20 protein-coding genes are annotated in these 20,413 nt (G+C 71.7%); 12 read left to right on the forward strand and 8 right to left on the reverse strand.

What is annotated here, in order from left to right; genetic code table 11:
- Nucleotides 1–139: 139 nt before the first annotated feature.
- Both ACIGFK_RS02545 and ACIGFK_RS02550 read left to right on the forward strand, forming a co-directional pair.
- Nucleotides 140–1,822 carry a hypothetical protein gene (locus ACIGFK_RS02545; RefSeq protein ID WP_386471975.1) on the forward strand — a complete coding sequence of 561 codons (1,683 nt, stop codon included), beginning with the start codon at nt 140–142 and terminating at the stop codon, nt 1,820–1,822.
- Between the two features lie 181 nt (nt 1,823–2,003).
- Nucleotides 2,004–3,218 carry a saccharopine dehydrogenase family protein gene (locus ACIGFK_RS02550; RefSeq protein ID WP_400050194.1) on the forward strand — a complete coding sequence of 405 codons (1,215 nt, stop codon included), beginning with the start codon at nt 2,004–2,006 and terminating at the stop codon, nt 3,216–3,218.
- An 18-nt stretch (nt 3,219–3,236) separates the two neighbouring features.
- On the opposite strand, the gene ACIGFK_RS02555 is transcribed toward ACIGFK_RS02550, so the two are convergent.
- On the reverse strand, nt 3,237–3,917 hold the full coding sequence (locus tag ACIGFK_RS02555) for an endonuclease V (RefSeq protein WP_400050196.1): 681 nt from the start codon (nt 3,915–3,917) through the stop codon (nt 3,237–3,239).
- Nucleotides 3,918–3,943: 26 nt separating this feature from the next.
- Here ACIGFK_RS02555 and ACIGFK_RS02560 point away from each other — a divergent pair, with 26 nt between their 5' ends.
- Nucleotides 3,944–4,243, forward strand: coding sequence for a YciI family protein (locus ACIGFK_RS02560; RefSeq protein ID WP_376660343.1), 300 nt, complete (start codon nt 3,944–3,946; stop codon nt 4,241–4,243).
- Between the two features lie 1,505 nt (nt 4,244–5,748).
- On the opposite strand, the gene ACIGFK_RS02565 is transcribed toward ACIGFK_RS02560, so the two are convergent.
- Nucleotides 5,749–6,834: a WD40/YVTN/BNR-like repeat-containing protein gene (locus ACIGFK_RS02565; protein WP_386464313.1), complete on the reverse strand. Its 1,086-nt coding sequence runs from the start codon at nt 6,832–6,834 to the stop codon at nt 5,749–5,751.
- Between the two features lie 74 nt (nt 6,835–6,908).
- Here ACIGFK_RS02565 and ACIGFK_RS02570 point away from each other — a divergent pair, with 74 nt between their 5' ends.
- The 3 genes from ACIGFK_RS02570 (at nt 6,909) to ACIGFK_RS02580 (ending at nt 9,748) form a co-directional block, all read left to right on the forward strand.
- Entirely contained in the window at nt 6,909–7,322 is a 414-nt protein-coding gene (locus ACIGFK_RS02570) for a (4Fe-4S)-binding protein (protein WP_376660954.1), read from the forward strand.
- 179 nt (nt 7,323–7,501) lie between these two features.
- On the forward strand, nt 7,502–7,918 hold the full coding sequence (locus ACIGFK_RS02575) for an SsgA family sporulation/cell division regulator (protein WP_376660953.1): 417 nt from the start codon (nt 7,502–7,504) through the stop codon (nt 7,916–7,918).
- A 189-nt stretch (nt 7,919–8,107) separates the two neighbouring features.
- On the forward strand, nt 8,108–9,748 hold the full coding sequence (locus tag ACIGFK_RS02580) for an ABC-F family ATP-binding cassette domain-containing protein (protein ID WP_376660952.1): 1,641 nt from the start codon (nt 8,108–8,110) through the stop codon (nt 9,746–9,748).
- A gap of 10 nt (nt 9,749–9,758) precedes the next feature.
- On the opposite strand, the gene ACIGFK_RS02585 is transcribed toward ACIGFK_RS02580, so the two are convergent.
- Nucleotides 9,759–10,220: an ATP-binding protein gene (locus tag ACIGFK_RS02585; protein ID WP_376660951.1), complete on the reverse strand. Its 462-nt coding sequence runs from the start codon at nt 10,218–10,220 to the stop codon at nt 9,759–9,761.
- 229 nt (nt 10,221–10,449) lie between these two features.
- On the opposite strand from ACIGFK_RS02585, the gene ACIGFK_RS02590 reads away from it, so the two are divergent.
- From ACIGFK_RS02590 to ACIGFK_RS02600, 3 genes are all read left to right on the forward strand, one after another.
- A complete protein-coding gene (locus ACIGFK_RS02590; protein ID WP_376660950.1) occupies nt 10,450–11,301 on the forward strand; it encodes a helix-turn-helix domain-containing protein in 852 nt (283 codons plus the stop codon).
- Between the two features lie 23 nt (nt 11,302–11,324).
- On the forward strand, nt 11,325–11,552 hold the full coding sequence (locus ACIGFK_RS02595) for a hypothetical protein (RefSeq protein WP_400050199.1): 228 nt from the start codon (nt 11,325–11,327) through the stop codon (nt 11,550–11,552).
- A gap of 166 nt (nt 11,553–11,718) precedes the next feature.
- A complete protein-coding gene (locus tag ACIGFK_RS02600) occupies nt 11,719–12,690 on the forward strand; it encodes an acyl-ACP desaturase (RefSeq protein ID WP_376660948.1) in 972 nt (323 codons plus the stop codon).
- 180 nt (nt 12,691–12,870) lie between these two features.
- On the opposite strand, the gene ACIGFK_RS02605 is transcribed toward ACIGFK_RS02600, so the two are convergent.
- Together ACIGFK_RS02605 and ACIGFK_RS02610 are read right to left on the reverse strand one after the other, a co-directional pair.
- Nucleotides 12,871–13,128, reverse strand: coding sequence for a WhiB family transcriptional regulator (locus ACIGFK_RS02605; protein ID WP_376660947.1), 258 nt, complete (start codon nt 13,126–13,128; stop codon nt 12,871–12,873).
- Between the two features lie 57 nt (nt 13,129–13,185).
- Nucleotides 13,186–13,980, reverse strand: a complete 795-nt coding sequence (locus tag ACIGFK_RS02610; RefSeq protein ID WP_400050201.1) for a VOC family protein — start codon at nt 13,978–13,980, stop codon at nt 13,186–13,188.
- A gap of 164 nt (nt 13,981–14,144) precedes the next feature.
- On the opposite strand from ACIGFK_RS02610, the gene ACIGFK_RS02615 reads away from it, so the two are divergent.
- Nucleotides 14,145–14,807: a TetR/AcrR family transcriptional regulator gene (locus ACIGFK_RS02615; RefSeq protein WP_376660945.1), complete on the forward strand. Its 663-nt coding sequence runs from the start codon at nt 14,145–14,147 to the stop codon at nt 14,805–14,807.
- On the opposite strand, the gene ACIGFK_RS02620 is transcribed toward ACIGFK_RS02615, so the two are convergent.
- From ACIGFK_RS02620 to ligD, 3 genes are all read right to left on the reverse strand, one after another.
- Nucleotides 14,791–16,197 (reverse strand): DHA2 family efflux MFS transporter permease subunit, encoded by a 1,407-nt coding sequence (locus ACIGFK_RS02620; RefSeq protein ID WP_400050203.1) that lies wholly within the window; start codon nt 16,195–16,197, stop codon nt 14,791–14,793. The genes ACIGFK_RS02615 and ACIGFK_RS02620 overlap by 17 nt on opposite strands.
- The gene (locus tag ACIGFK_RS02625; RefSeq protein ID WP_400050205.1) at nt 16,194–17,078 is read right to left on the reverse strand and encodes an alpha/beta hydrolase; all 885 of its coding nucleotides are present in this window, start codon (nt 17,076–17,078) and stop codon (nt 16,194–16,196) included. The genes ACIGFK_RS02620 and ACIGFK_RS02625 overlap by 4 nt, the downstream gene beginning before the upstream one ends.
- 194 nt (nt 17,079–17,272) lie before the next feature.
- A complete protein-coding gene (gene ligD / locus ACIGFK_RS02630) occupies nt 17,273–18,301 on the reverse strand; it encodes a non-homologous end-joining DNA ligase (RefSeq protein WP_376660942.1) in 1,029 nt (342 codons plus the stop codon).
- Between the two features lie 75 nt (nt 18,302–18,376).
- Between ligD and ACIGFK_RS02635 the strand changes: the two genes are divergently transcribed.
- Both ACIGFK_RS02635 and ACIGFK_RS02640 read left to right on the forward strand, forming a co-directional pair.
- The gene (locus tag ACIGFK_RS02635) at nt 18,377–19,459 is read left to right on the forward strand and encodes an ATP-dependent DNA ligase (RefSeq protein WP_376660941.1); all 1,083 of its coding nucleotides are present in this window, start codon (nt 18,377–18,379) and stop codon (nt 19,457–19,459) included.
- 218 nt (nt 19,460–19,677) lie between these two features.
- On the forward strand, nt 19,678–20,208 hold the full coding sequence (locus tag ACIGFK_RS02640) for a hypothetical protein (RefSeq protein WP_376660940.1): 531 nt from the start codon (nt 19,678–19,680) through the stop codon (nt 20,206–20,208).
- The last annotated feature ends 205 nt before the right edge of the window (nt 20,209–20,413 follow it).

Genomic DNA, 20,413 nt, shown 5'->3' on the forward strand with positions numbered 1-20,413 from the left:
TAGCCGTTTGCCCGGAGCCTTCGGGAATCTCGCTTGAAAAGGAGGGCTCCCCCCTGATCAACTCCCCTGCGGCTGTGTACTCTGAGCACGCTTTCGAACCTGTTCAAGCGTTCAAAATGAAAACAACAAGGGGGGGCCGGTGCGCAATCACCGACTCGTAGTTTCCGCTGCCGTCATCGCGGCAAGCGTCGGTCTCATCCCGGGCGCGGCCCAGGCGGCCGGTCCGGTCAAGCCCGACGCGCACGGTACCAAGGCACCCGACCTGAACCTGGGTCAGGGCCGGGGCGACACGTCGTCGTCCAACAAGTTCACCAGCCCTGCCGACCGCACGGTCCGCAAGGCACTGCCCTCCGCCGAGGGCAAGACCGCCACCGCGCAGACTCCGGGTGTCGCCGCCGACAACCCGAACCTCGCGGTGCAGCTGACGGGCTACGGGGCCTCGGCGCACGGCATCGAGATCGACAGCGTGATCACGAGCGCGGACGCCTCGCTGTCCGTCACCGTCGAGTGGGGCGACGGGAAGAGCGACCAGTTCGACACGTTCGGGAACGACAAGCGGACCCTGGCGCACACCTACGCCGAGGTCGGCGCGTACACCGTCAAGTACACCGTGACGGACGCCGCCAACAACGTCACGGCCGTGAACGAGCTCGCGGTCGTCACCCCCGGATCCGACTTCACCGCGCACACCCCCACCCGCCTCCTGGACACCCGGGACGGGACCGGCGCCGCGCAGGGCAAGGTCGCCGGGCGCGGCACCACCCGTGTCAAGATCGCCGGCAACGCGAACATCCCGGCCGGCGTCACCGCCGTGGCCCTCAACGTCACCGTCACCAACACCGTCGGCGGCGGGCACGTCACGGCCTACGCCGAGGGCAGCGAGCGTCCGACCACGTCGAACGTCAACTTCTCCGCCGGCCAGACCGTCCCGAACCTGGTGATCGTGCCGGTCGGCAAGAACGGCTACGTCGAGCTCTTCAACGGCGGCTGGGAGTCGGTCGACCTGATCGCCGACGTCACGGGCTACTTCAGCCGCACCGCGTCCAGCGGCTACACCCCGATCGAGCCGTCCCGCTTCGTCGACACCCGCGAGGGCCTCGGCACGGCCAGGGGCCAGCTCGGCGGCCGCAAGTCCTTCACCACCCAGATCGGCGGCCTGCGCGGAGTGCCCTCGGGCATCACCGCGGTGGCGCTGAACGTGACGGTGACCAACCCGAAGCAGGCCGGCTACCTGTCCGCCTACCCGGGCGGCGGCGCGGTCCCGTCCTCGTCCAACCTGAACTTCACCGCCGGCCAGACGATCGCCAACTCGGTGATCGTGCCCGTCTCCGCCGACGGCAGGATCAGCGTCTTCAACGGCGCCTGGTCCGCGGCCGACGTGATCGTCGACGTCGTGGGCTACTACAGCCCCGGCAGCGAGAGCGCGTACATGCGGGTCATCCCGGAGCGCCTGCTCGACACCCGCGACTCCTCGCAGTGGTCCTACGGCCCGCTCGAGGGCCAGGGCTACATCTACATGCCGCTCTCGACCAAGGCGCCCAGCATCACGGGCGTGGTGCTGAACAGCACCGTCACCAACACCAAGGGCACCGGCTACCTCACCGTCAGCCCGGACCCGAACTCGATCGAGAGCTACAACAACGGCACCGCCGGCTGGCCGGATGCGCCGAACTCCTCCAACCTGAACTGGACGAAGGGCGCCACCGTCCCGAACCTGGTCCAGACGAGCATGGGCTACAACGGCATCATCGACTTCTGGAACAAGGGCTGGGAAGACACCGACCTCGTCGTCGACATCTTCGGCTACTACGAGAAGGGCTGACGCCCCGTGCGGGGCTGACGGTCCGTGAGGACCGGGACCCGGTGAGGACCAAGGCCCGGTGAGGACCGAGGCCCCGTACGACGCGCCCCGGGAACGGCCTGACGGCCGCTCCCGGGGCGCTGTCCGTCGGGCGTACGCGTCACGCTAGCCTCAGCCACCGACACCAGCTGGGAGGAGCGGCATGAACGCAACGGTGCGGAGCCCTCGGGAACCGCAGGACCATCCGGAACGGGCCTACGACGTCGTGCTGTTCGGCGCGACCGGGTTCGTGGGGGCACTGACCGCCGAGTACCTGGCCGCACACGCGCCCGCCGGCTGCCGCTGGGCGCTGGCCGGCCGCGACCTCGCGAAACTGGAGCGGCTGCGCGAGCGCCTGGCCGTCATCGACCCCGCGTGCGCCGGGCTGCCGCTGCTCCGCGCGGACGCCGCCGACGCGGGGGCCGTGCGCCGATTGGCCGCGTCCACCCGGGTGCTCGCCACCACCGTGGGCCCGTACGTCTGGTACGGGGCCGAGCTGGTCGCCGCCTGCGCCGAAGAGGGCACGGACTACGTGGACCTCACCGGCGAGCCCGAGTTCGTGGACCGGATGTACGTCGAGCACGACGCCCGGGCCCGGGAGACCGGCGCCCGCATCGTGCACGCCTGCGGCTTCGACTCGATCCCGGCCGACCTCGGGGCGTACTTCACGGTGTCCCGGCTGCCCGAGGGGGTTCCCCTGCGGGTCGACGGGTTCATGCGGTCCAACGCCGTCTTCTCCGGCGGGACCCTCGCCTCCGCGCTGACCGCGATGGGGCGCGGCCCCCAGACCTTCGCGGCCGCGCACGCCCGCAGGCTCCACGAGCCCCGGCTGCTCGGCCGACGCGCACGGGGGCCGGTCGGTGCGCCCCGGTTCAGCCGGGAGACCGGCACCTGGGCCCTGCCGCTGCCCACGCTGGACCCGACGATCGTGGCGCGGTCGGCGGCCGCGCTGGAGCGCTACGGCCCGGACTTCCGCTACCGGCACTACGCCTCCGTCAAGCACCTCCCCGTCGCGGTGGGCGGTACGGCGGCCGTGGCCGCGACGCTGGCGGCCGCCCAGGTGCCGCCCGCCCGGCGGTGGCTGATGAACCGCTGGGAGCCGGGTCAGGGGCCGGACGCGGAGCGGCGCGCGCGCAGCTGGTTCACCGTGCGGTTCGTGGGCGAGGGCGGCGGCCGGCGCGTGCTGACCGAGGTGGCGGGCGGCGACCCGGGCTACGGGGAGACGGCGAAGATGCTTGCCGAGTCGGCGCTCTGCCTGGCCTACGACGCCCTGCCCGACCGCGCGGGTCAGCTCACCACCGCGGTGGCGATGGGCGACGCCCTCCTCGACCGGCTCCGGAAGGCGGGGATCGTCTTCCGGGTGGCGGACGAGCGCTGACCCTCCCGTCTCACGGTGTCACCCGGCCGCCTCGCGCAAGGCGCGGCGGCACAGGGAATCGGCGTGCCGGGTGGTCTCGGGAATCCGGAAGCGCGGACTGAGCGCGAGCGCGTGGGCGCAGGCGTTGTCCAGCGAGACCCGGTGCCCGACGGAGACGTACACCGGCTTGATGCCGTCCTGCGTGCGCAGCGCCCGGCCGACGGCGGTGCCGTCGGCTGCGACCAGCGGGGCGGCGTCGCCGCGGCGGGCGCCGGGTTCCTCGTAGGTGAAGGTGAACGGGTTCTTCGCGATGCCGATGGCCGGGAGTCCGGTGACCACGCCGAGGTGGCAGGCGAGGCCGAAGCCGCGGGGGTGGGCGAGACCGTAGCCGTCGCAGACGACGAGGCCGGGCGGGGCGGTCAGGGCGTCGAGGGCGGCGAGCACGGTCGGCAGCTCGCGGAAGGCGAGCAGCCCGGGCACGTACGGGAAGCTGACGTGCCCGACGGCCGTGGCCTCCTCGACCACTTCCAGGGTGGCGGCGTCGAGCACCACGGCCGCGGCGGCGACCAGGTCGCGTTCGTCGTCGTAGGCGACGTCGACGCCCGTGACCAGCCCGCGTCCGGGCGGGGGGCCGGGCTCGTCGAGCACGACCTGGTGGCGCAGTTCGTCCTGTATCGCCCGGGCCTCGGCCTCGCCGGCGGGGGTCTTCACACTCGTCATGATGGAGCGAGAGTAGCCTGGCGATCATGTTCGTAATGGAGCTGTCCTACACCGCGCCCATCGAAGCCGTCGAAGAACAGATGGACGCCCACATCGCCTGGCTGGACGGCTACTACGCCTCCGGCATCTTCCTCGCGTCGGGCCGCAAGGTCCCCCGCGACGGAGGCGTGATCCTGGCCGGCGGTGTCTCCCGGGCGGAGATCGAGCAGATCGCATCCGAGGACCCCTTCACGGTGGCGGGCGTCTGCGCCTACCGCATCACGGAGTTCATCGCGACGAAGACCTCGGCGGACCTGTCGACGGTGCGGGAGAACCCGGTGGGGTGAGGGACGGGACTTCTCCCCCTGCGGGCCCCGCCCGCACGCGGCGCTCGCCCACCCACCGCCTGGCCGCGGCCCGACGATCCAGCCTCGGCGGTGATTGGTGTGCGGGGGCTGGGGCGCGGCCCGGCCATCCAACCTCGCCGGGGCCGGCGTACGGGGGCTGGGGCGCGGCCCGGCCATCCAACCTCGCCGGGGTTCGGGCGCGGGGTCCGACTGGGGCCCGCGCATCCAGTCTCCGGCATGTGGGTGGGGGGGGTCGGCTGCTCCCGACGATCCAGCCTCGCCGGCGTTTGAGGCGCGGGGTCTGGGGCGGAGCCCCAGGAAACGGTGAAAGGGCGGGGCGGGGCCTGCTCCGCGCAGCGGCACCCCCTGGCCGGGTCCGAGCCGGCCGGAATCAGAGAGGGCTTGGGGCTTTCCCGTCAGTCCCATAGTCCTTCCGTGTCGGGTCGGCCTGTCAAGGGCGCTCCTCCTTCGTCGTCGCGTCGCTTCGCGACGGCCTTCGGCCGCCCTTGACAGGCCGTCCCGCCCCGGAAAGACAAGGACTGCCGGGAAACCCCCAAAAGAACGGGCCGGGGGAGACAACGACAAACGGCCATCTCAGCGATGTCCAGCCCTGCTCCGGCAGGGGCCGGGCCCGGCCTCGGGCCCTCACAGGCCACCATCCGCACCGGGCAGTCGGCCACCCACCCCCAAACCTCGACCACAAGACCGTCGGGGGAGATCGGGCGCGTCAAATCGCTACGCGCTCCTCATTTCTCGGCGTCTGCGGCCCGTCTGGGGCTGGTCTCGCCCCAGATCGCTACGCGCTTCTCGATGACGGCGTCCGCCTGCCGTCCGGGGCTGGTCATAGGCCGCCCAAGGGCCCGGTTTCCTCCTCCATGACCGCGTCCGACGGCCGTCGAGAGGAGAAAAGTGACCAGACAGCGGCTATGCCGAGGTGTACTCACGTCAGAGCCGGTCGGCGACCGAAACGCCTGGCGTTATGCCCTAATTGGGCTGTTATGGGTGTGGGTTGGCGGGGGCGGTCTCGTCCTGACACGACTACACCTCGGCCAGGGCGAGCATGTGCCCCTTTGGGCCCCTGATCGGCGCCATTTCGTGGTCTCTCGGCCCCGGACGGGGGTCAGCCGCCGTCGTCGAGGAGCGCGTAGCGATCGATGGCGGCTTATGACCAGCCCCAGACGGGCCGCAGACGCCTTTGGCGAGAAGCGCGTAGCGATCTGCCGCGCCACGCCGGAGCGGGGGCCGAGCATCGCCGATACGGCTGGTTGTTTGCCTTCCGCCCGGCCCGTTCTTTTGGGGGTTTCCCGGCAGTCCTTGTCTTTCCGGGGCGGGACGGCCTGTCAAGAGTGGAGCGAAGCGACATCGCGCAGCGACGCGACGAAGGAGCGCTCTTGACAGGCCGTTTCGACACGGAAGGACTATGGGACTGACGGGGAAGCCCCAAGCCCTCTCTGATACCGGTCAGTCCGGACCCCTCCCCCCTCCCCCCTCCCGACCCCGCCCCCCTACCCCCTCGCCTCCAGGCGTGCCACTCGGCCCTTCTCCCCCGATGCCCAGCACCCGGCGTCCGGTGCGCAGTCGATCGTGTCGAAGGAACCCGCCTCCAGCGCGCGCCAGTTGCGGCCGCCGTCGGTGGTCACGTCCGTGCCCGTCGGGCCCACCGCGAGGGCGGTGTTCGGGCCGTACGGGTACCAGGCCGCTCCCGAGCGGTAGGCCGGGGGCGGGGTGGCCGAGGCGCTCCAGGTGCGGCCTGCGTCGGAGGAGCGGGCCGCGGCCTGCGGGGAGGGCTGGCCGGTGCGGTAGTCGCCGCCGACCGCGAGTCCCCTCGTACGGTCGCGGAAGGCCAGGGCGAAGACCCCGCGGGCCGGGTCGCCGGCGGGGACGGTGGATTCCGCGACCGTCCAGTTCAGGCCGCGGTCGGCGGAGTGCAGGATCCGGGCGGCCGCGCCGCCGCCCGTCGCGAGCCAAACGTCCTTCGGGCCCGCACTGACCAGGCACTGGCCGCTCGCGGCGAAGCCGGCCTCGCCGGGCAGCGCCTCGGGCATGCCGTCGGCCGGGAGGGGCTGCCAGGTGCGGCCGCCGTCGGCCGTGGACAGGAGGCGGAACTTTCCGTCCACGGGGTCGCTCACGGCCAGTCCGCGGCGGCTGTCGAAGAAGGTCAGGCAGTCGTAGAAGGCGCGCGGGTCGGGGTTGCGGAAGGTCTCGGTCCAGGTGGCGCCGCCGTCCTCGGTGCGCAGCACCCGGGAGGCCTCGCCCTCCCCGATGGACAGGGCCACGGCGCGGCGGGCGTCGAAGGCCTCGATGTCGCGCAGTTCCAGGCCTTCGGCCACGGCCGCGGGCGGCGAGACGTCGCTCCAGCTGCGGCCCCCGTCCACGGTGCGCAGGACGGTGCCCTTGGAGCCCGCCACCCAGGCCGTGGACCGGCTGACGGCGGACAGTCCGCGGAAGCGGACCTCCTTGCCCGTGCCCTTGAGCGCCCAGCTCGCGCCGTGCAGCTGCGCCGCCCCTCCGGACGCGTCCGCCTGGGCGGGCACCGCCAGTAAGCCCACCGTCAAAACCGCCGCGCACATGCCAACTCCCAGAAGTCTCATGGCGCCGGAAGCTAACGCACGCCCGTTTTTCCGTCCAGGGTGCGTCCCCGTCGCACCCTTCCTAGGGTGGGTCCATGACGCCCAAGGAACCCAAGGCCTACGAGGGCAAGCAGATCACCATCACGTACGAGGTGGGGCGGTGCCTGCACGCCGCCGAGTGCGTGCGGGGACTGCCCGGAGTCTTCGACACGGGACGGCGCCCCTGGGTTCAGCCGGACGGGGCCGCCGCGGACCTGGCCGCCGAGGTGATCCGGCGCTGCCCCTCGGGGGCGCTCCAGTACCTGCTGGCCGAGGGCCCCGAGGAGGAGCCGGACCGGCCGACCACCGTCGTACGCGATTCCGCCGGCCGGCTCGTGCTGCGCGGCGACCTGAGCGTGACGACCGCGGACGGGGAGGTCCGCAGGGAGACCAGGGCCATGCTTTGCGCCTGTGGAGTGAGCGCTAATCAGCCCTTCTGCGACCTCTCCGGAAGCTGCCACTCCGAGTGATCATCCTGCCTCTGCAACCCGCCGACGGTCACCCTGTGCGATCACACAGGCGGGTTCCGGCCATTCGGTGACACAGCTCACGTCACCCTCCATGCACGGATTTGCCGATTCCGGCGTCTATCGAGTTGCCGGGCTCCACCCCACGGCCCGGCAGCAGATCCGCCGCAAGGGAGTGCGCCTTGATCACTGTCATCGAGCAGGCCGTTCAGGCCCGTCTGGTCGCCACCGCGCCGAAGGTCGAGACCGTGCCCGTCACCCTCTGCTACGACCGTGCGGATCCGTTCGCCGTGCGCATGGCCTTCCCGGCTCCGGCCACGCTGGAGGGCGTCGAGGTCTCGTGGACCTTCGCGCGCGAGCTGCTGGAGTCCGGGCTGAACCGCCCGTCCGGCCAGGGCGACGTGCGCGTGCGCCCGTACGACGGCGAGCGGACCACGATCGAGTTCCACGCCCCCGAGGGCGTCGCGATCGTGCTGATGCTCACGGCCGAGCTGCAGCGCTTCCTGGAACGGGCTGCCGTCGTGGTTCCGCCCGGCCTGGAGCACCTCTACCTCGACATGGACCACAGCCTGGCCGAGCTGATGCGCGACGGCTGCTGACCGTACGGCCGTTAATCGTTTGCGGGCGGCTCCGGCCGCCCGTAGCTTCGTAGACGCCCCATCGCCGTCGAAACGGAGCAGGACATTGGACTTCTGAGGTCCGAGACACCGACCCCCGTCACCGCAAATCGCTGACCGTCGGCTGTCTCCCCGCGTTGCACGCACCATTCACGCAACCTGGAGGCCTCTATGAGTCATGCCCCTGCTTTCATCACCTGCTCCGCCCTGTCCTTCGACTGGCCGGACGGCTCCCCCGTCTTCGAAGACTTCTCCCTGGCGATCGGCCCGGGCCGTACCGGCCTGATCGGGCTCAACGGCTGCGGCAAGTCCACGCTGCTGAAGCTGATCGCCGGTGAACTCACTCCTGGAGAGGGTGAGTTGGCCATTGCCGGCACGATCGGCTACCTGCCGCAGAACCTCACCCTCGACACGGCGCTCCGGGTCGACGAGGCCCTCGGCATCCACACCGCCCGCGCCGCCCTGCACGCCATCGAGGCGGGCGAGGCCACCGAGGCCAACTTCGCGGCCGTCGGCGACGACTGGGACGTGGAGGAGCGGGCGACCGCCATGCTCGACCAGCTCGGACTCGCCCGCATCGGACTGGACCGCACCGTCGGCGAACTGTCGGGCGGCGAGTGCGTGCTGCTGCGGCTGGCTGCGCTGCTCCTCGCCCGCCCGGACGTCCTGCTGCTGGACGAGCCCACCAACAACCTGGACCTGCGGGCCCGGCGCCGCCTGTACGCGGCCGTCGAGTCCTGGACCGGGGTGATGGTCCTGGTCAGCCACGACCGGGAGCTGCTGGAGCGGGTCGACCAGATCGCCGATCTGCGCGACGGTGAAGTCCGCTGGTACGGCGGGAACTTCACGGACTACGAGGAGATGCTCGCCGCCGAGCAGGAGTCGGCCGAGCGGATGGTCCGGGTGGCGGAGGCCGACGTACAGCGCCAGAAGCGTGAACTGGCCGACGCACAGGTCAAGTTGTCGCGGCGCAAGCGGTACGGCCAGAAGATGTACGAGAACAAGCGCGAGCCGAAGATCGTGATGGGCGCCCGAAAGCGGGCGGCCCAGGAATCGGCCGGCAAGCACCGGATCATGCACACCGAGCGGCTCGCGCAGGCGAAGGAGCGGCTCGACCAGGCGGTGGAGGCGGTGCGCGACGACGACGAGATCCGCATCAAGCTCCCCGCCACCCAGGTCCCGCCCGGGCGGCGCGTGCTGACCCTCAGCGATGTGCGGCTGGCCCACGGTGCGGCCGTACGGGGCGAGTGGGAGCTGCGCGGCCCGGAGCGGATCGCGCTGGTGGGACGCAACGGGTCGGGCAAGACCACGCTGCTGCGCACGGTCGCCGGGCAGCTGGCGCCGGTGTCCGGGGAGGCGGTGAGGCACGTGACCACGCGGTTCCTGCCGCAGCGCCTGGACGTACTGGACGAGAGCCGTTCGGTGGTGGAGAACGTGGCGCGGTTCGCCCCGCAGGCCACGAACAACGTGGTCCGGGCTCGGCTCGCGCACTTCCTGTTCCGGGGCGCCCGGGCGGACCGGCCGGCCGGCACCTTGTCGGGCGGCGAGCGGTTCCGGGCGGCGCTGGCGGCGCTGCTGCTCGCGGAGCCCGCTCCGCAGCTGCTGATGCTCGACGAGCCGACGAACAATCTGGACCTGGCGAGCGTACGGCAGTTGACCGACGCGCTGGAGTCCTACGAGGGTGCGCTCCTGGTGGCCAGCCATGACGTGCCGTTCCTGGAGTCGATCGGCATCACGCGGTGGCTGCTGCTGGACGGCGAACTGCGGCCGACGACGGCGGAGGAGGTCCGGGAGACGCTGTGGCACGAATGACCACCGGCCTTTAACGCGGCAGTAAGACCCAGGACTTGGTGCCGCCCATCGCGGTCAGGACGGGGGTGAGCCCCCAGTCCCCGCCGCAGGCGTCCACGGCCGCGGCGAGCAGCCACATCCCGCGGCTGCGCCGGCTCCTGCACTCCTCGCTCTCCTCGGGCGAGGAGTGCGCCGGGTGCTGGTCGTAGACGACGATCCGCAGCGCGTCGTACTGCCAGCAGATCTTCAGCACCATCTCCTCGTCGGGCGTGAAGCGGTATCCGTACGCCACGAGTTCGGAGGCGGCGAGGGCCGCCGTCTCGCGCAGGTCGGGCAGGCCGTGCCGGTCGAGCAGGGTCCGGACGACGGAACGGGCGGTGCCCGCGCAGTAGGCGCCGCCCGGAAGACGTATCGAGTAGTCCAGCCTCGCCGCTTCGGGCGGTATCCGCCGGGGCTCATGGGCCGGCCGCAGGCCACCGAGAGTGCCCGTCATCGCGCTGCTCCAAATATGGGTGTGATCGACAGCAGTGTGATCGAAGACCGGTCCGCCATGGAGGGGTCATCCGAGGTCACGGGGTCGCCCCGTGTGAGACTTGCACTACCGACCGTAGCGTAACCCGGTGCACAGTGCTACTACTTGTCTCACCACTTGCCCATTTCTCAGGGCATTTCAGGATGGGTACGGAATTTCGCGCGTGCCCCGCAGCGAAGGAGGGGCGCCCGTGCCGCCCAGGAGCACGCCGACCGCGAGGCAGCAGCGCTTGGGCTCCGAGCTGCGCAGGCTCCGCGAGGAGTCGGGCATGACGGTCCAGCAGGCCGCGGCCCTGCTGGGGGTGGACCGCACGCGGATCCCCAACATCGAATCCGGCCGGATCGGCATCAGCGCCGAGCGCGTCCGCACCCTCGCCTTCAACTACGACTGCCCGGACACGGGCCTCGTCGACCTGCTCGCGTCGATGGCGCAGGAGCGGGACAAGGGGTGGTGGGAACAGCACCGCGGGATGCTGCCGCCGGGGCTGCTCGACATCTGCGAACTGGAGCACCACTCCGTCGAGTTGCACACCGCGGTCACCACGCACATCCCCGGGCTGCTGCAGACCGAGGCGCACGCGCGGGCGGTCTTCGACACCGCCGACCCGCCGCTGCCGGAGCCGGACCTGCAGGCGCGGCTCGCCCTGCGCATGAGCCGGCAGCAGGTGTTCGCGCGGGAGCGGCCCCCGTTGTACGAGGCGGTGGTGCACGAGGCCGCGCTGCGGATGCAGTTCGGCGGACCGAAGGTCGCCCGGGCGCAGCTGGAGCACGTCCTGGAGCAGTCGGAGCGGGCGCGCACGACGGTGCTGGTCATCCCCTTCACGGCCGGAGGCTTCCCGGGCGCCGGGCAGTCCTTCACCTACGCCGCGGCCTCGATACCGCGGCTCGACACCGTGCAGCTGGACAGCTCGCACGGCTCGATGCTGCTGGACTCGCACATGAAGCTGCTGCGCTACCGGGGACTGCTGGAGCGGCTGCGCTCACTGGCGCTGCCCGCCGCCGCCTCCCGCGATTTCATCCACGCCGTCGCACAGAGCCTGTGACCGGTCCGACGAGGAGAGACTCCATGAACACGATCACCACGACGGTCACCGCGCCCCCCGCAGTCAAGATCACCTGGGACGAGGCCTTCTGCAGCGAGGGGGCGAACTGTTTCCGCTTCGGGCGCGACACCGAGGGGATGGCCTACATCGGCACGACCGGGTCCGCCACGTACGTCACCGACTCGGTCGACGCCCTGCGGGCGCTGATTTCCGCGGTAAAAGCCGGGGCGGCGGACCACCTCTTGGCGTGACTTTGCCCCTCCATGGGCCCTTCAGGCCACCCTCAAACTGCATAGATAACAGGATGTAACCAGACATACACCTGCCGGGGACTTGGCTGGTCTTGATGTCCCGCTTAACCTACGACTCCGTAGGCTACGGAACCGTAGGTAGTTCGCTTTACATCCAGGAGCACCCGTGACGATCACCTCTCCCCACCTCGGCAGCTCGGAGGCGTGGACCGACGCCAAGCTGCTGTTCGCGCTGGAAGAAGTGGTCGAGAAGGAGCTCAACCGCCACCTGAAGGTCCAGAAGGACTGGATGCCCCACGACTACGTCCCGTGGAGCGACGGCCGGAACTTCCCCGCCTTCTTCGAGGACGGCGAGGCCTGGCACCCCGACCAGTCCAAGGTCACCGAGATCGGCAAGATCGCCCTCGTGGTGAACCTGCTGACCGAGGACAACCTCCCCAGCTACCACCACGAGATCGCGACGCTCTTCGGCCGCAACGGCGCCTGGGGCACCTGGGTGCACCGCTGGACGGCCGAGGAGGGCCGCCACGGCATCGTGATGCGCGACTACCTGCTGGCCTCGCGCGCCGTGGACCCGGACAAGCTGGAAGCGTTCCGGATGCAGCACATGTCGGAGGGCTTCGAGTCCGACAACAGCCACTCGATGCTGCACTCGGTGGCGTACGTGGCCTTCCAGGAGCTCGCGACCCGCATCTCGCACCGCAACACCGGCCACCAGTCCGGTGACCCGGTCTGCGACCGGATGCTGGCGCGCATCGCGCAGGACGAGAACCTGCACATGATCTTCTACCGCAACCTGCTGGCCGCGGCCTTCGAGCTCGCCCCGGACCTCACGATGCAGGCCGTCCGGGACGTCGTGGTCAACTTCCGGATGCCCGGACACGGCATGCCCGGCTTCGAGCGGATGGCCGCGCAGATGGCGATCGGCGGGGTCTACAACCTGCGGATCCACCACGACGACGTGCTGAGCCCCGTGATCCGCTTCCTGAAGATCATGGACATCGACGGCCTGGGCCCCGACGGCCAGAAGGCCCAGGAAGAGCTCGGCCTCTTCATGAACGGCCTGGACACCGAGGCCCGCAAGCTCGACGAGCGCCTGGCCGCCCGCGCGGCGCGCATCGCCGCCCGCAAGGGCTGACACCGGCCGGGGCTGTCGGCCGGTCCCGCCCGGCCCTGACCGGTTTCGGCTCCCTCACGCGAGTGACGCGGATTCCCGTGGCGAAGCACCGTTCTGCCAGGGTGTCGCGGCGGTGAGGGGTTCGAGCTCGCGCTGCGGGTGGGGCTGGTGCGGCCCAGCGGGAAAGGCACCCGTACCTGATCAGCGGCGCGGCCGCAGGGCCAGGCGTTCGGCTTCCGACAGGCCGCCCCACACGCCGAAGCGTTCGTCGTTCGCCAGCGCGTACTCCAGGCACGCCGCACGCCCCTCGCACGCCCCGCACAGCCGCTTCGCGTCGCGCAGCGACGAGCCGGGCTCCGGGAAGAAGAAGCCCGGGCCCGTCTGGGCGCAGAGGGCGAGGTCGTACCAGGCGGTGTCAGCGGCAGCGGAAGTGGCGGTGGCGGTGGTGTTCATCGACATGCCGGTGATACTCACCGCCGCCGATGGACGTCCGATCAACGCCTGATCAACAACACGTCACGGACCGGACGCCGGCGCACTGGCTATGACCGCGAACCGCGCCCCGAAGGGATCCGCGAGCTTGGCGAAGCGGCCGACTCCCTCCATGAACACCGGCGTGAGGCGCACCTTCCCGCCCGTCTCCTCCGCCTTCGCGGCCGCGGCGTCGCAGTCGGCGACCTCGAAGTACAGGGACCAGTAAGGCTGTTCGGCGTCCTCGACCGGGTCCACCGAGATCGGCACGAGCCCGGCGAAGGATTCCTCGTCCGTCCCTCCCGCCGGCCCGGCCATCGTGTACGCGCCGCCCTCGTACGGCATTTCGCGGATCTCCCAGCCCAGCACCGCTCCGTAGAACCGTGCTGCCGCGGCCACATCACCCGTGTACAGCTCCGTCCAGCACAGGGAGCCCACCTCCGTCACCGCGCCGAGGCCCGCGTTCTTCCTCGGCTGCCACACGCCGAAGCCCACGCCCTCCGGGTCGGCGAAGACCGCCATGCGGCCGAAGTCCATGACGTCCATCGGCTCGACGGTGACCGTGCCGCCCGCCCCGGGCACGGCCGCCGCCGTCGCGTCCGTGTCGGAGGTCTGGAAGTACACCTGCCAGGCGCACGGGCCCCTGTCCGCGGGGACGGTCATGCCGCCCGCGACCGTCCTGCCGCCGAGGTGGAACATCCCGTAGCCGCCGACCTCCTCGCCGCCTGCCCGGAAGTCCCAGCCGAGCAGTCCTTCGTAGAACCCCGCAGCGGCTTCTATGTCCGGCGTCGCGAGGTCCACCCAGTTCGGGGAGCCGTCCTTGTAGTCCGTGGTGAGCATGGTCCGCACTCCTTCCGTCCGCTTCCGCCCGCCGACGCTCGTAGCCGTGTCCTCTTCGAGCATGGCACTCCCCACTGACAGTGGCCCCCGTCCGGCCCGCCCGGCCCCGCCCGGCCCGCCCGCTCCCACAGAGTGAACGACCGTGCGTTCGGTAAGATGGGGTCATGGCAGACGGACGCGTGGAACGGGGCAATCAGACGCGGCGCACCGTCCTCGACCGGACGATGAGCATCGCTTCCGTGGACGGGCTGGAAGGCCTGTCCCTGGGGAAGATCGCCGCGGATCTCGGTCTGAGCAAGAGCGGTGTCTTCGCCCTCTTCGGCTCCAAGGAGGACCTGCAGCTCGCCACCGTCCGCGCCGCCGTGGACGTGTTCGTCGAGCAGGTCGTGCGGCCCGTGCGCGAGGACCCGGCCGGCCTCGCCAAGGTGTGGCGGGTGTGCGAGCTGTGGCTGGACTACTCCGCGCACCGGATCTTCCCGGGCGGGTGCTTCTTCTACACGGTCTCGGCGGAGTTCGACTCGCGCCCCGGCCCCGTGCGCGACGAGATCGCCAAGGTCAGGTCCGACTGGGCGCGTTACCTCGAGCGGCTCCTGGACGAGGCGCGGCAGGTGGGCGGGCTGCGGGACGGGTTCGATCCCGCGGACGTGCCGCAGCTCGCGTTCGAGGCGATCGCGATGATGGAGCTGGCGAACGCGCATTCCGTGCTGCACGAGGACCCGCTCGCATACGAACGCGCCGGCCGGGGCATCCTCGACCGGCTGCGGGCGGCGGCGGCCGCCCCGGAGGAACTCCCGGAGCGGCCCCCGGCGTTCAGCCCGGCCGGCTGACCCGGGCGCCCGCGCGCATCGACCAGCCCGCGGCCGCCGCGCCCACCGCCGCGACCGCCACCATGAGGAAGACCCCGCGCCAGCGGTCGCCCGCCCCGGTCAGCAGGGCCGCGGTGGCCGCGATGCCGAGTGCGCCGCCCAGTTGCCGGGCCGTCATCAGCAGCCCGGTCCCCGCCGCGAACCGCTGCGGCGGAAGGGTGGCGGAGGCGGCGGTCGACAGCGCGGTCAGGGCCACGCCGATGCCGAGGCCGCCCAGCAGGCCGGCCGGGAGGAAGATCTGGGCGTACGAGGCCGAGGCGCCGACCCAGCCCCACAGCAGCAGGGCGTTCCCGGCGAACAGCAGGGAGCCGATGACAACGGCGGCCCACTGCAGGTGCGCCGGTACGCGGCGGCCGACGACCAGCGCACCCGCCATGGCGAGCACGGCGCCGGGGGTGACGCCGAAACCGGCCTCCAGGACCGAGTAGTCCCAGCGGGCGATGAGGTACGAGGGCCCGGTCAGCAGCCACGCGTACATGGCCGCCCCGAAGAGCAGGGCCGACACGTTGGCGCGGGCGAAGACCCGGTCGCGCCACAGGTCCCGGTCGACGGCCGGGGCGGGATGGCGGCGCGAGCGGTACAGCGCGACGGCGGTCGACAGGGCGCCGCCGCCCGCGAGTGCGAGCACCGCGGGGTCGGTCCAGCCCCAGTCCGCGCCCTGGGTGAGGCCGGCCACCACGCCCCCGATGCCGACCGCCAGGGCGACGGTGCCGACGGGGTCCGGGAGCCGGCGCGCGGTGCGCGCGTCCCGGGGAACGGCGCGGGCGGCGGCCCGGCAGACCGCCAGGCCGAGGGGCACGTTGACCAGGAAGATCGCGCGCCAGTCCCACACCTCGACGAGCAGGCCGCCGAGGCTGGGGCCGACCGCGGCGGCGAGTCCGCCCGCGGCGCCCCATGCGCCGAGCGCCGCCGCCCGGCGGCCGGGCGGGGTGTGGGCCAGTACGAGGCCCAGCGCGGCCGGGATCATTCCGGCGGCCGCGGCCCCCTGGAGGGCGCGGGCCCCGATGAGCAGGTCGGCGGTGGGGGCGGCGCTCGCGGCGAGGGAGGTGAGGGTGAAGGCGAGGACCGAGCCGAGGAAGAGGGTGCGTCGCCCCAAGGTGTCGGCGAGGCGCCCGGCGGCCGCCAGCAGGGCGGCGAAGAGGACGGCGTAGCCGCTGACCACCCAGGTCAGCCGGGCCAGGGACGCCTCGGGGAAGGCCCGCCGCAGATCGGGGAAGGCCACGTTGACGACGGTGGCGTCGAGGAAGGCGAGGAAGGTGACGGCGCAGGCGAGGAGCAGGATCCGGCCCGGGGCGGCGGCTCCGCCGGCCGGGTCGGTGACGGCGTCCCCGGTCCGGGTGGGGGTGCTCATCGGGTGGCCGCCGGGATCTCGGCGGGGTTTTCCGAGGGGACGTACGGGGCGGTGATGAACTCGACCGCTGCCGCGATGACTTCGGGGTCGGCGAGGATGCGCCGGTGGCCGAGTCCGCCGGTCTCGATCAGGCGGGCCCGGTCGCCGTGGGCGGCCGCGAGGGCGCGGGACTGGGCCGGAGTCGCGACGTCGTCGTCCTTGTCGTGGACGAGGAGCATCGGCACCTGGACGTCCGCCGGGTTCCAACGGGCGTCCAGGCGCTGCCAGATGCCGGTTTCCCCGGGGAAGAGGCGCTGCTCGACGTGGCGGCGCAGGACCCGCTCGACCGCCTCGTTCAGCCCCAGCCGGGCGCGGAACTGCTCGAGGAGGTAGCCGAATTCGGCGATTCCCCCGATGGCGACCACCCGGTCCGCGCGGACCGTGTCCCGCAGGGTGAAGAGGCTCGAGAGCACTCCGATGGAGTGGGCGAGGACGGCCGAGAAGTCCCCGTGCCCGCCGTGCAGCAGGCGGATGATCTCGCGCTGGTCGCGGACCGTGGTGGCGCTGCCGCCGGACTCGCCGTGTCCCGGCGAGTCGAAGGCGATCACGCTGTGGCCCTCCGCCCGCAGCGCCTCGACGAAGCCGGCGAACCGCGATGTGCGCGAGGACCAGCCGTGCACCACGAGGACCGGGCGCTCGCCGTCGCCCCACCGGTAGGTGGTGACCGGTATGCCCCGCACGAGCAGCCGCCCGGTCTCGGCCCGCGCCATCACCTCCGCCTCGTCGGGGCGCAGTCGCGCGCGGCCGAGCGGACGGACGAACAGCGCGAAGGCGCGGGGTCCGACCAGGCCCGGGGCGAGCCGGGCTCCGACGTTGAGGGTGGTGCTCAGGAGTGAAGCCATGGGGTGCATGCCGGTTCTCCGGATCTCCGCTGGATGGCCGCATAGGGCAGGAGCAGGATGACGAGGAGATATTAGCACGATCGTTCGTGTTGTTTTTTGCTCGGCCATATCGGTGCGTGGATCGCATGGATCGCATGGACCACTCCCCGGACGGGCGCGGGGCGGGTCCCGGTCCGCGGACGTCGATCCCGCCGTCAGGAGCCGTCGGACTCGTTCTTGGCGCGGCTCGGCTGGACGCGCTTGGGTTCGCCCGGCATCTTCGGGTAGTCCGGCGGGTACGGCATGTCGCCCAGGCCGTGTTGGTGCTCGTCGCGGGAGGCGAGCTCCAGCGCGGCATCCAGGGTGAAGGCGTGGTCGTCCATCTCCGCGTGCAGATCGCCCACTTCGGCGAAGCGGGCCGGCATCGTCACGATGTCGAAGTCGCGCGGCTCCGCGTCGTCCACTTCGTCCCAGCGCAGCGGGGCCGACACCGGGGCGTGCGGGCGGGGGCGGACGGAGTAGGCGGAGGCGATCGTCCGGTCGCGGGCCGTCTGGTTGTAGTCGAAGAAGATCCGCTCGCCGCGCTCCTCCTTCCACCAGGCCGTCGTGACCTTGCCGGGCATCCGGCGTTCCAGCTCCCGGCCGATGGCGATCGCGCACCGGCGGACCTCGGTGAAGCTCCAGCGCGGGGCGATGGGCACGAAGACGTGCAGGCCCCGGCCGCCGGAGGTCTTGGGCCAGCCGCGCAGGCCCAGCTCCTCGAGCAGCGGCCGCAGTTCGTGGGCGGCCGCCACCGCGTGGTGGTAGTCGGTGCCGGGCTGCGGGTCGAGGTCGATGCGCAGTTCGTCGGGGCGGTCGGTGTCCTCGCGCCGCACCGGCCAGGGATGGAAGGTGAGGCAGCCCAGGTTGGCGGCCCACAGCACGGCCGCCGGCTCGGTCGGGCAGATCTCGTCCGCCGTGCGCCCGCTGGGGAAGGCGATGTGGGCCGTGGGGATCCAGTCGGGGAGGTTCTTGGGGGCGCGCTTCTGGAAGAAGGACTCCCCCTCCACGCCGTCCGGGTAGCGCTCGAGGGTCGTGGGCCTGTTGCGCAGGGCGCGTGTGATGCCCTCCGCGACCGAGAGGTAGTACTCGGCCACGTTCCTCTTGGTGAGGCCACGCTCCGGGAAGTACACCTTGTCCGGGTTGGACAGGCGGACCGTACGGCCGCCCGCCTCCAGCTCGATCGCGTTACCGGCAGCACCCATGTGCGCCACGTTAGGCGGGCCCGGCTGGTCGCGCATACCGGGCGGGGCCGTACGTACCGTCGCAGAATCGACAGCATGGATCTGCCGGTGATGCCCCCCGTGAAGCCGATGCTCGCCAAGTCCGTGGCCAGGATCCCGGCCGGCATGCAGTACGAGGCCAAGTGGGACGGCTTCCGGGCGATCGTCCACCGCGACGGCGCCGAGATCGAGATCGGCAGTCGGACGGGCAAGTCCCTGACCAGGTATTTCCCGGAGCTGGTGGAAGCGCTGAAGGGCAACCTGCCCGACCGGTGCGTGATGGACGGCGAGATCGTGATCATCCATGACGGGCGGCTCGACTTCGACCGGCTGACCGAGCGGATCCATCCCGCCGCCTCCCGCGTGAAACTGCTCGCCGAGACGACCCCCGCCGCCTTCGTCGCCTTCGACCTGCTGGCCCTCGGCGACGAGCCGCTCCTCGACACCCCGCTCACCGGGCGCCGCGCCGCCCTCGTCGACTGCCTCTCCACTGCACGGCCCCCCGTCCATCTCGCGCCCGCGACCACCGACCCCGCGCTCGCGCAGGAGTGGTTCGAGCAGTTCGAAGGCGCCGGGCTCGACGGGGTGATCGCCAAACCGCTCGACCTCCCCTACCGGCCCGATGCCCGCCTCATGTTCAAGATCAAGCACGAACGTACCGCCGACGCCGTCGTCGCGGGTTTCCGTTTCCACAAGAGCGGTCCGATCGTCGGATCGCTCCTGCTGGGGCTCTACGACGACCAGGGCGCCCTGCAGCACGTGGGCGTGTGCGCGGCCTTCCCCATGAAGCGCCGCGCCGAGCTGGTGGAGGAGCTCGAACCCCTGCGCATGGAGGACCCCGCCGGTCACCCCTGGGCCGCCTGGGCCGAGGAGTCCGCGCACGAGAGCGCCCGGCTGCCCGGCGCGACGAGCCGCTGGACCGGCAAGAAGGACCTGTCATGGGTGCCGCTGCGGCCGGAACGGGTCGTCGAGGTGGCCTACGACCACATGGAGGGGGACCGCTTCCGGCACACGGCCCAGTTCCGCCGGTGGCGTCCCGACCGGACGCCGGAGAGCTGCACGTACGGCCAGTTGGAGGAGGTCGTCGGCTACGACCTGGCGGAGGTGCTCGGGCTCGGCCCCGGCACGGCCTCCGACTAGAGGCCGTCCCTTCCGGATCCTGCCGGTCGCGCCCGCGCCGTCCGGCCTCGCGCCTCGTCCCCTACCGGGTGGTGATTCCAGCCAATCCGCTGCACATGCATGACATGCTCCTGACAGTTCACGACGCCTGTGGGACGCTCCCGGCACGCACTCCGCACCCTCTGAGAGGCCCAGCGCCTCGCCCACCCCCACCAGTAGTCGGCATGGAGGAGCGATTCATGAGGCACAGCACGCACAGGACCCGCATCTCGCGCATCGCAGGAATCGCGACGCTGGCAGTCGCGGCGGCCTTCACCGGTACCGGCACCGCCCTCGCGCAGGGCCCCGGCATCTCGGTGGCAGACCTGAAGGCCGACGGCGTGATCGTGGTCGCCGGCAGCACGTGCACCTGGACCAACGCGACCACGAGCGCAGCCGCCCCGGCGGCCCTGACCGTCGACCGCAGCACCATCAACGCGCCGGGAGGAAATCTGGCCTGCGGCGGCGGCATCGCCGCCACCCTCAACAACAACCCCGCCTTCACGTTCGACGACGCGGCCGGCACGGCGCGGACCGATCTGATCGACATCACCGGCAGGCAGAGCTTCATCTCCTGCCGCTACAAGGCGACGAACATCGTGTGGGACCGCGACGGGACGACCCGGAAGTACGTCAACCGGGCCTTCACCGCCGCCAAGACCTCGGGCAGCTTCCTGTGCCCGGGCTCGGTCACCACGGCGGCCGGGGACGCGTCCGTACTGTTCCACTGAGCCCGCCGGCCCGCCCGCTCCGGGCCGTGAGCCGTACCTGCGGCTCGGCCCGCCGCGGGCGGGCCCAGCCGCAGGGAACGCGGGGCGGGGTCCGGGAACGGGCCCGCCCATAGGGGGTGTCCGGCGGATCAGGGTCGGATAGCCCGGGTCGTCTGGTGCCGTGGATTGCAAGGCGGAGGAGGGAGCCACTGCGGAGCATTGGCGA

It is taken from the genome of Streptomyces sp. NPDC085524, assembly GCF_044541755.1.
In the GTDB taxonomy this organism is placed as follows: domain Bacteria; phylum Actinomycetota; class Actinomycetes; order Streptomycetales; family Streptomycetaceae; genus Streptomyces.

Coding starts and splice junctions, on each gene's coding strand:
- ACIGFK_RS02620 (WP_400050203.1), bottom strand. CDS start 16,197: ATGAGCACCCCCACCCGGACCGGGGACGCCGTCACCGACCCGGCCGGC.
- ACIGFK_RS02560 (WP_376660343.1), top strand. CDS start 3,944: ATGTTCGTAATGGAGCTGTCCTACACCGCGCCCATCGAAGCCGTCGAA.
- ACIGFK_RS02640 (WP_376660940.1), top strand. CDS start 19,678: ATGAGGCACAGCACGCACAGGACCCGCATCTCGCGCATCGCAGGAATC.
- ACIGFK_RS02610 (WP_400050201.1), bottom strand. CDS start 13,980: ATGCTCACCACGGACTACAAGGACGGCTCCCCGAACTGGGTGGACCTC.
- ACIGFK_RS02550 (WP_400050194.1), top strand. CDS start 2,004: ATGAACGCAACGGTGCGGAGCCCTCGGGAACCGCAGGACCATCCGGAA.
- ACIGFK_RS02615 (WP_376660945.1), top strand. CDS start 14,145: ATGGCAGACGGACGCGTGGAACGGGGCAATCAGACGCGGCGCACCGTC.
- ACIGFK_RS02625 (WP_400050205.1), bottom strand. CDS start 17,078: ATGGCTTCACTCCTGAGCACCACCCTCAACGTCGGAGCCCGGCTCGCC.
- ACIGFK_RS02580 (WP_376660952.1), top strand. CDS start 8,108: ATGAGTCATGCCCCTGCTTTCATCACCTGCTCCGCCCTGTCCTTCGAC.
- ACIGFK_RS02605 (WP_376660947.1), bottom strand. CDS start 13,128: ATGTCGATGAACACCACCGCCACCGCCACTTCCGCTGCCGCTGACACC.
- ACIGFK_RS02555 (WP_400050196.1), bottom strand. CDS start 3,917: ATGACGAGTGTGAAGACCCCCGCCGGCGAGGCCGAGGCCCGGGCGATA.
- ACIGFK_RS02585 (WP_376660951.1), bottom strand. CDS start 10,220: ATGACGGGCACTCTCGGTGGCCTGCGGCCGGCCCATGAGCCCCGGCGG.
- ligD (WP_376660942.1), bottom strand. CDS start 18,301: ATGGGTGCTGCCGGTAACGCGATCGAGCTGGAGGCGGGCGGCCGTACG.
- ACIGFK_RS02635 (WP_376660941.1), top strand. CDS start 18,377: ATGGATCTGCCGGTGATGCCCCCCGTGAAGCCGATGCTCGCCAAGTCC.
- ACIGFK_RS02595 (WP_400050199.1), top strand. CDS start 11,325: ATGAACACGATCACCACGACGGTCACCGCGCCCCCCGCAGTCAAGATC.
- ACIGFK_RS02565 (WP_386464313.1), bottom strand. CDS start 6,834: ATGAGACTTCTGGGAGTTGGCATGTGCGCGGCGGTTTTGACGGTGGGC.
- ACIGFK_RS02570 (WP_376660954.1), top strand. CDS start 6,909: ATGACGCCCAAGGAACCCAAGGCCTACGAGGGCAAGCAGATCACCATC.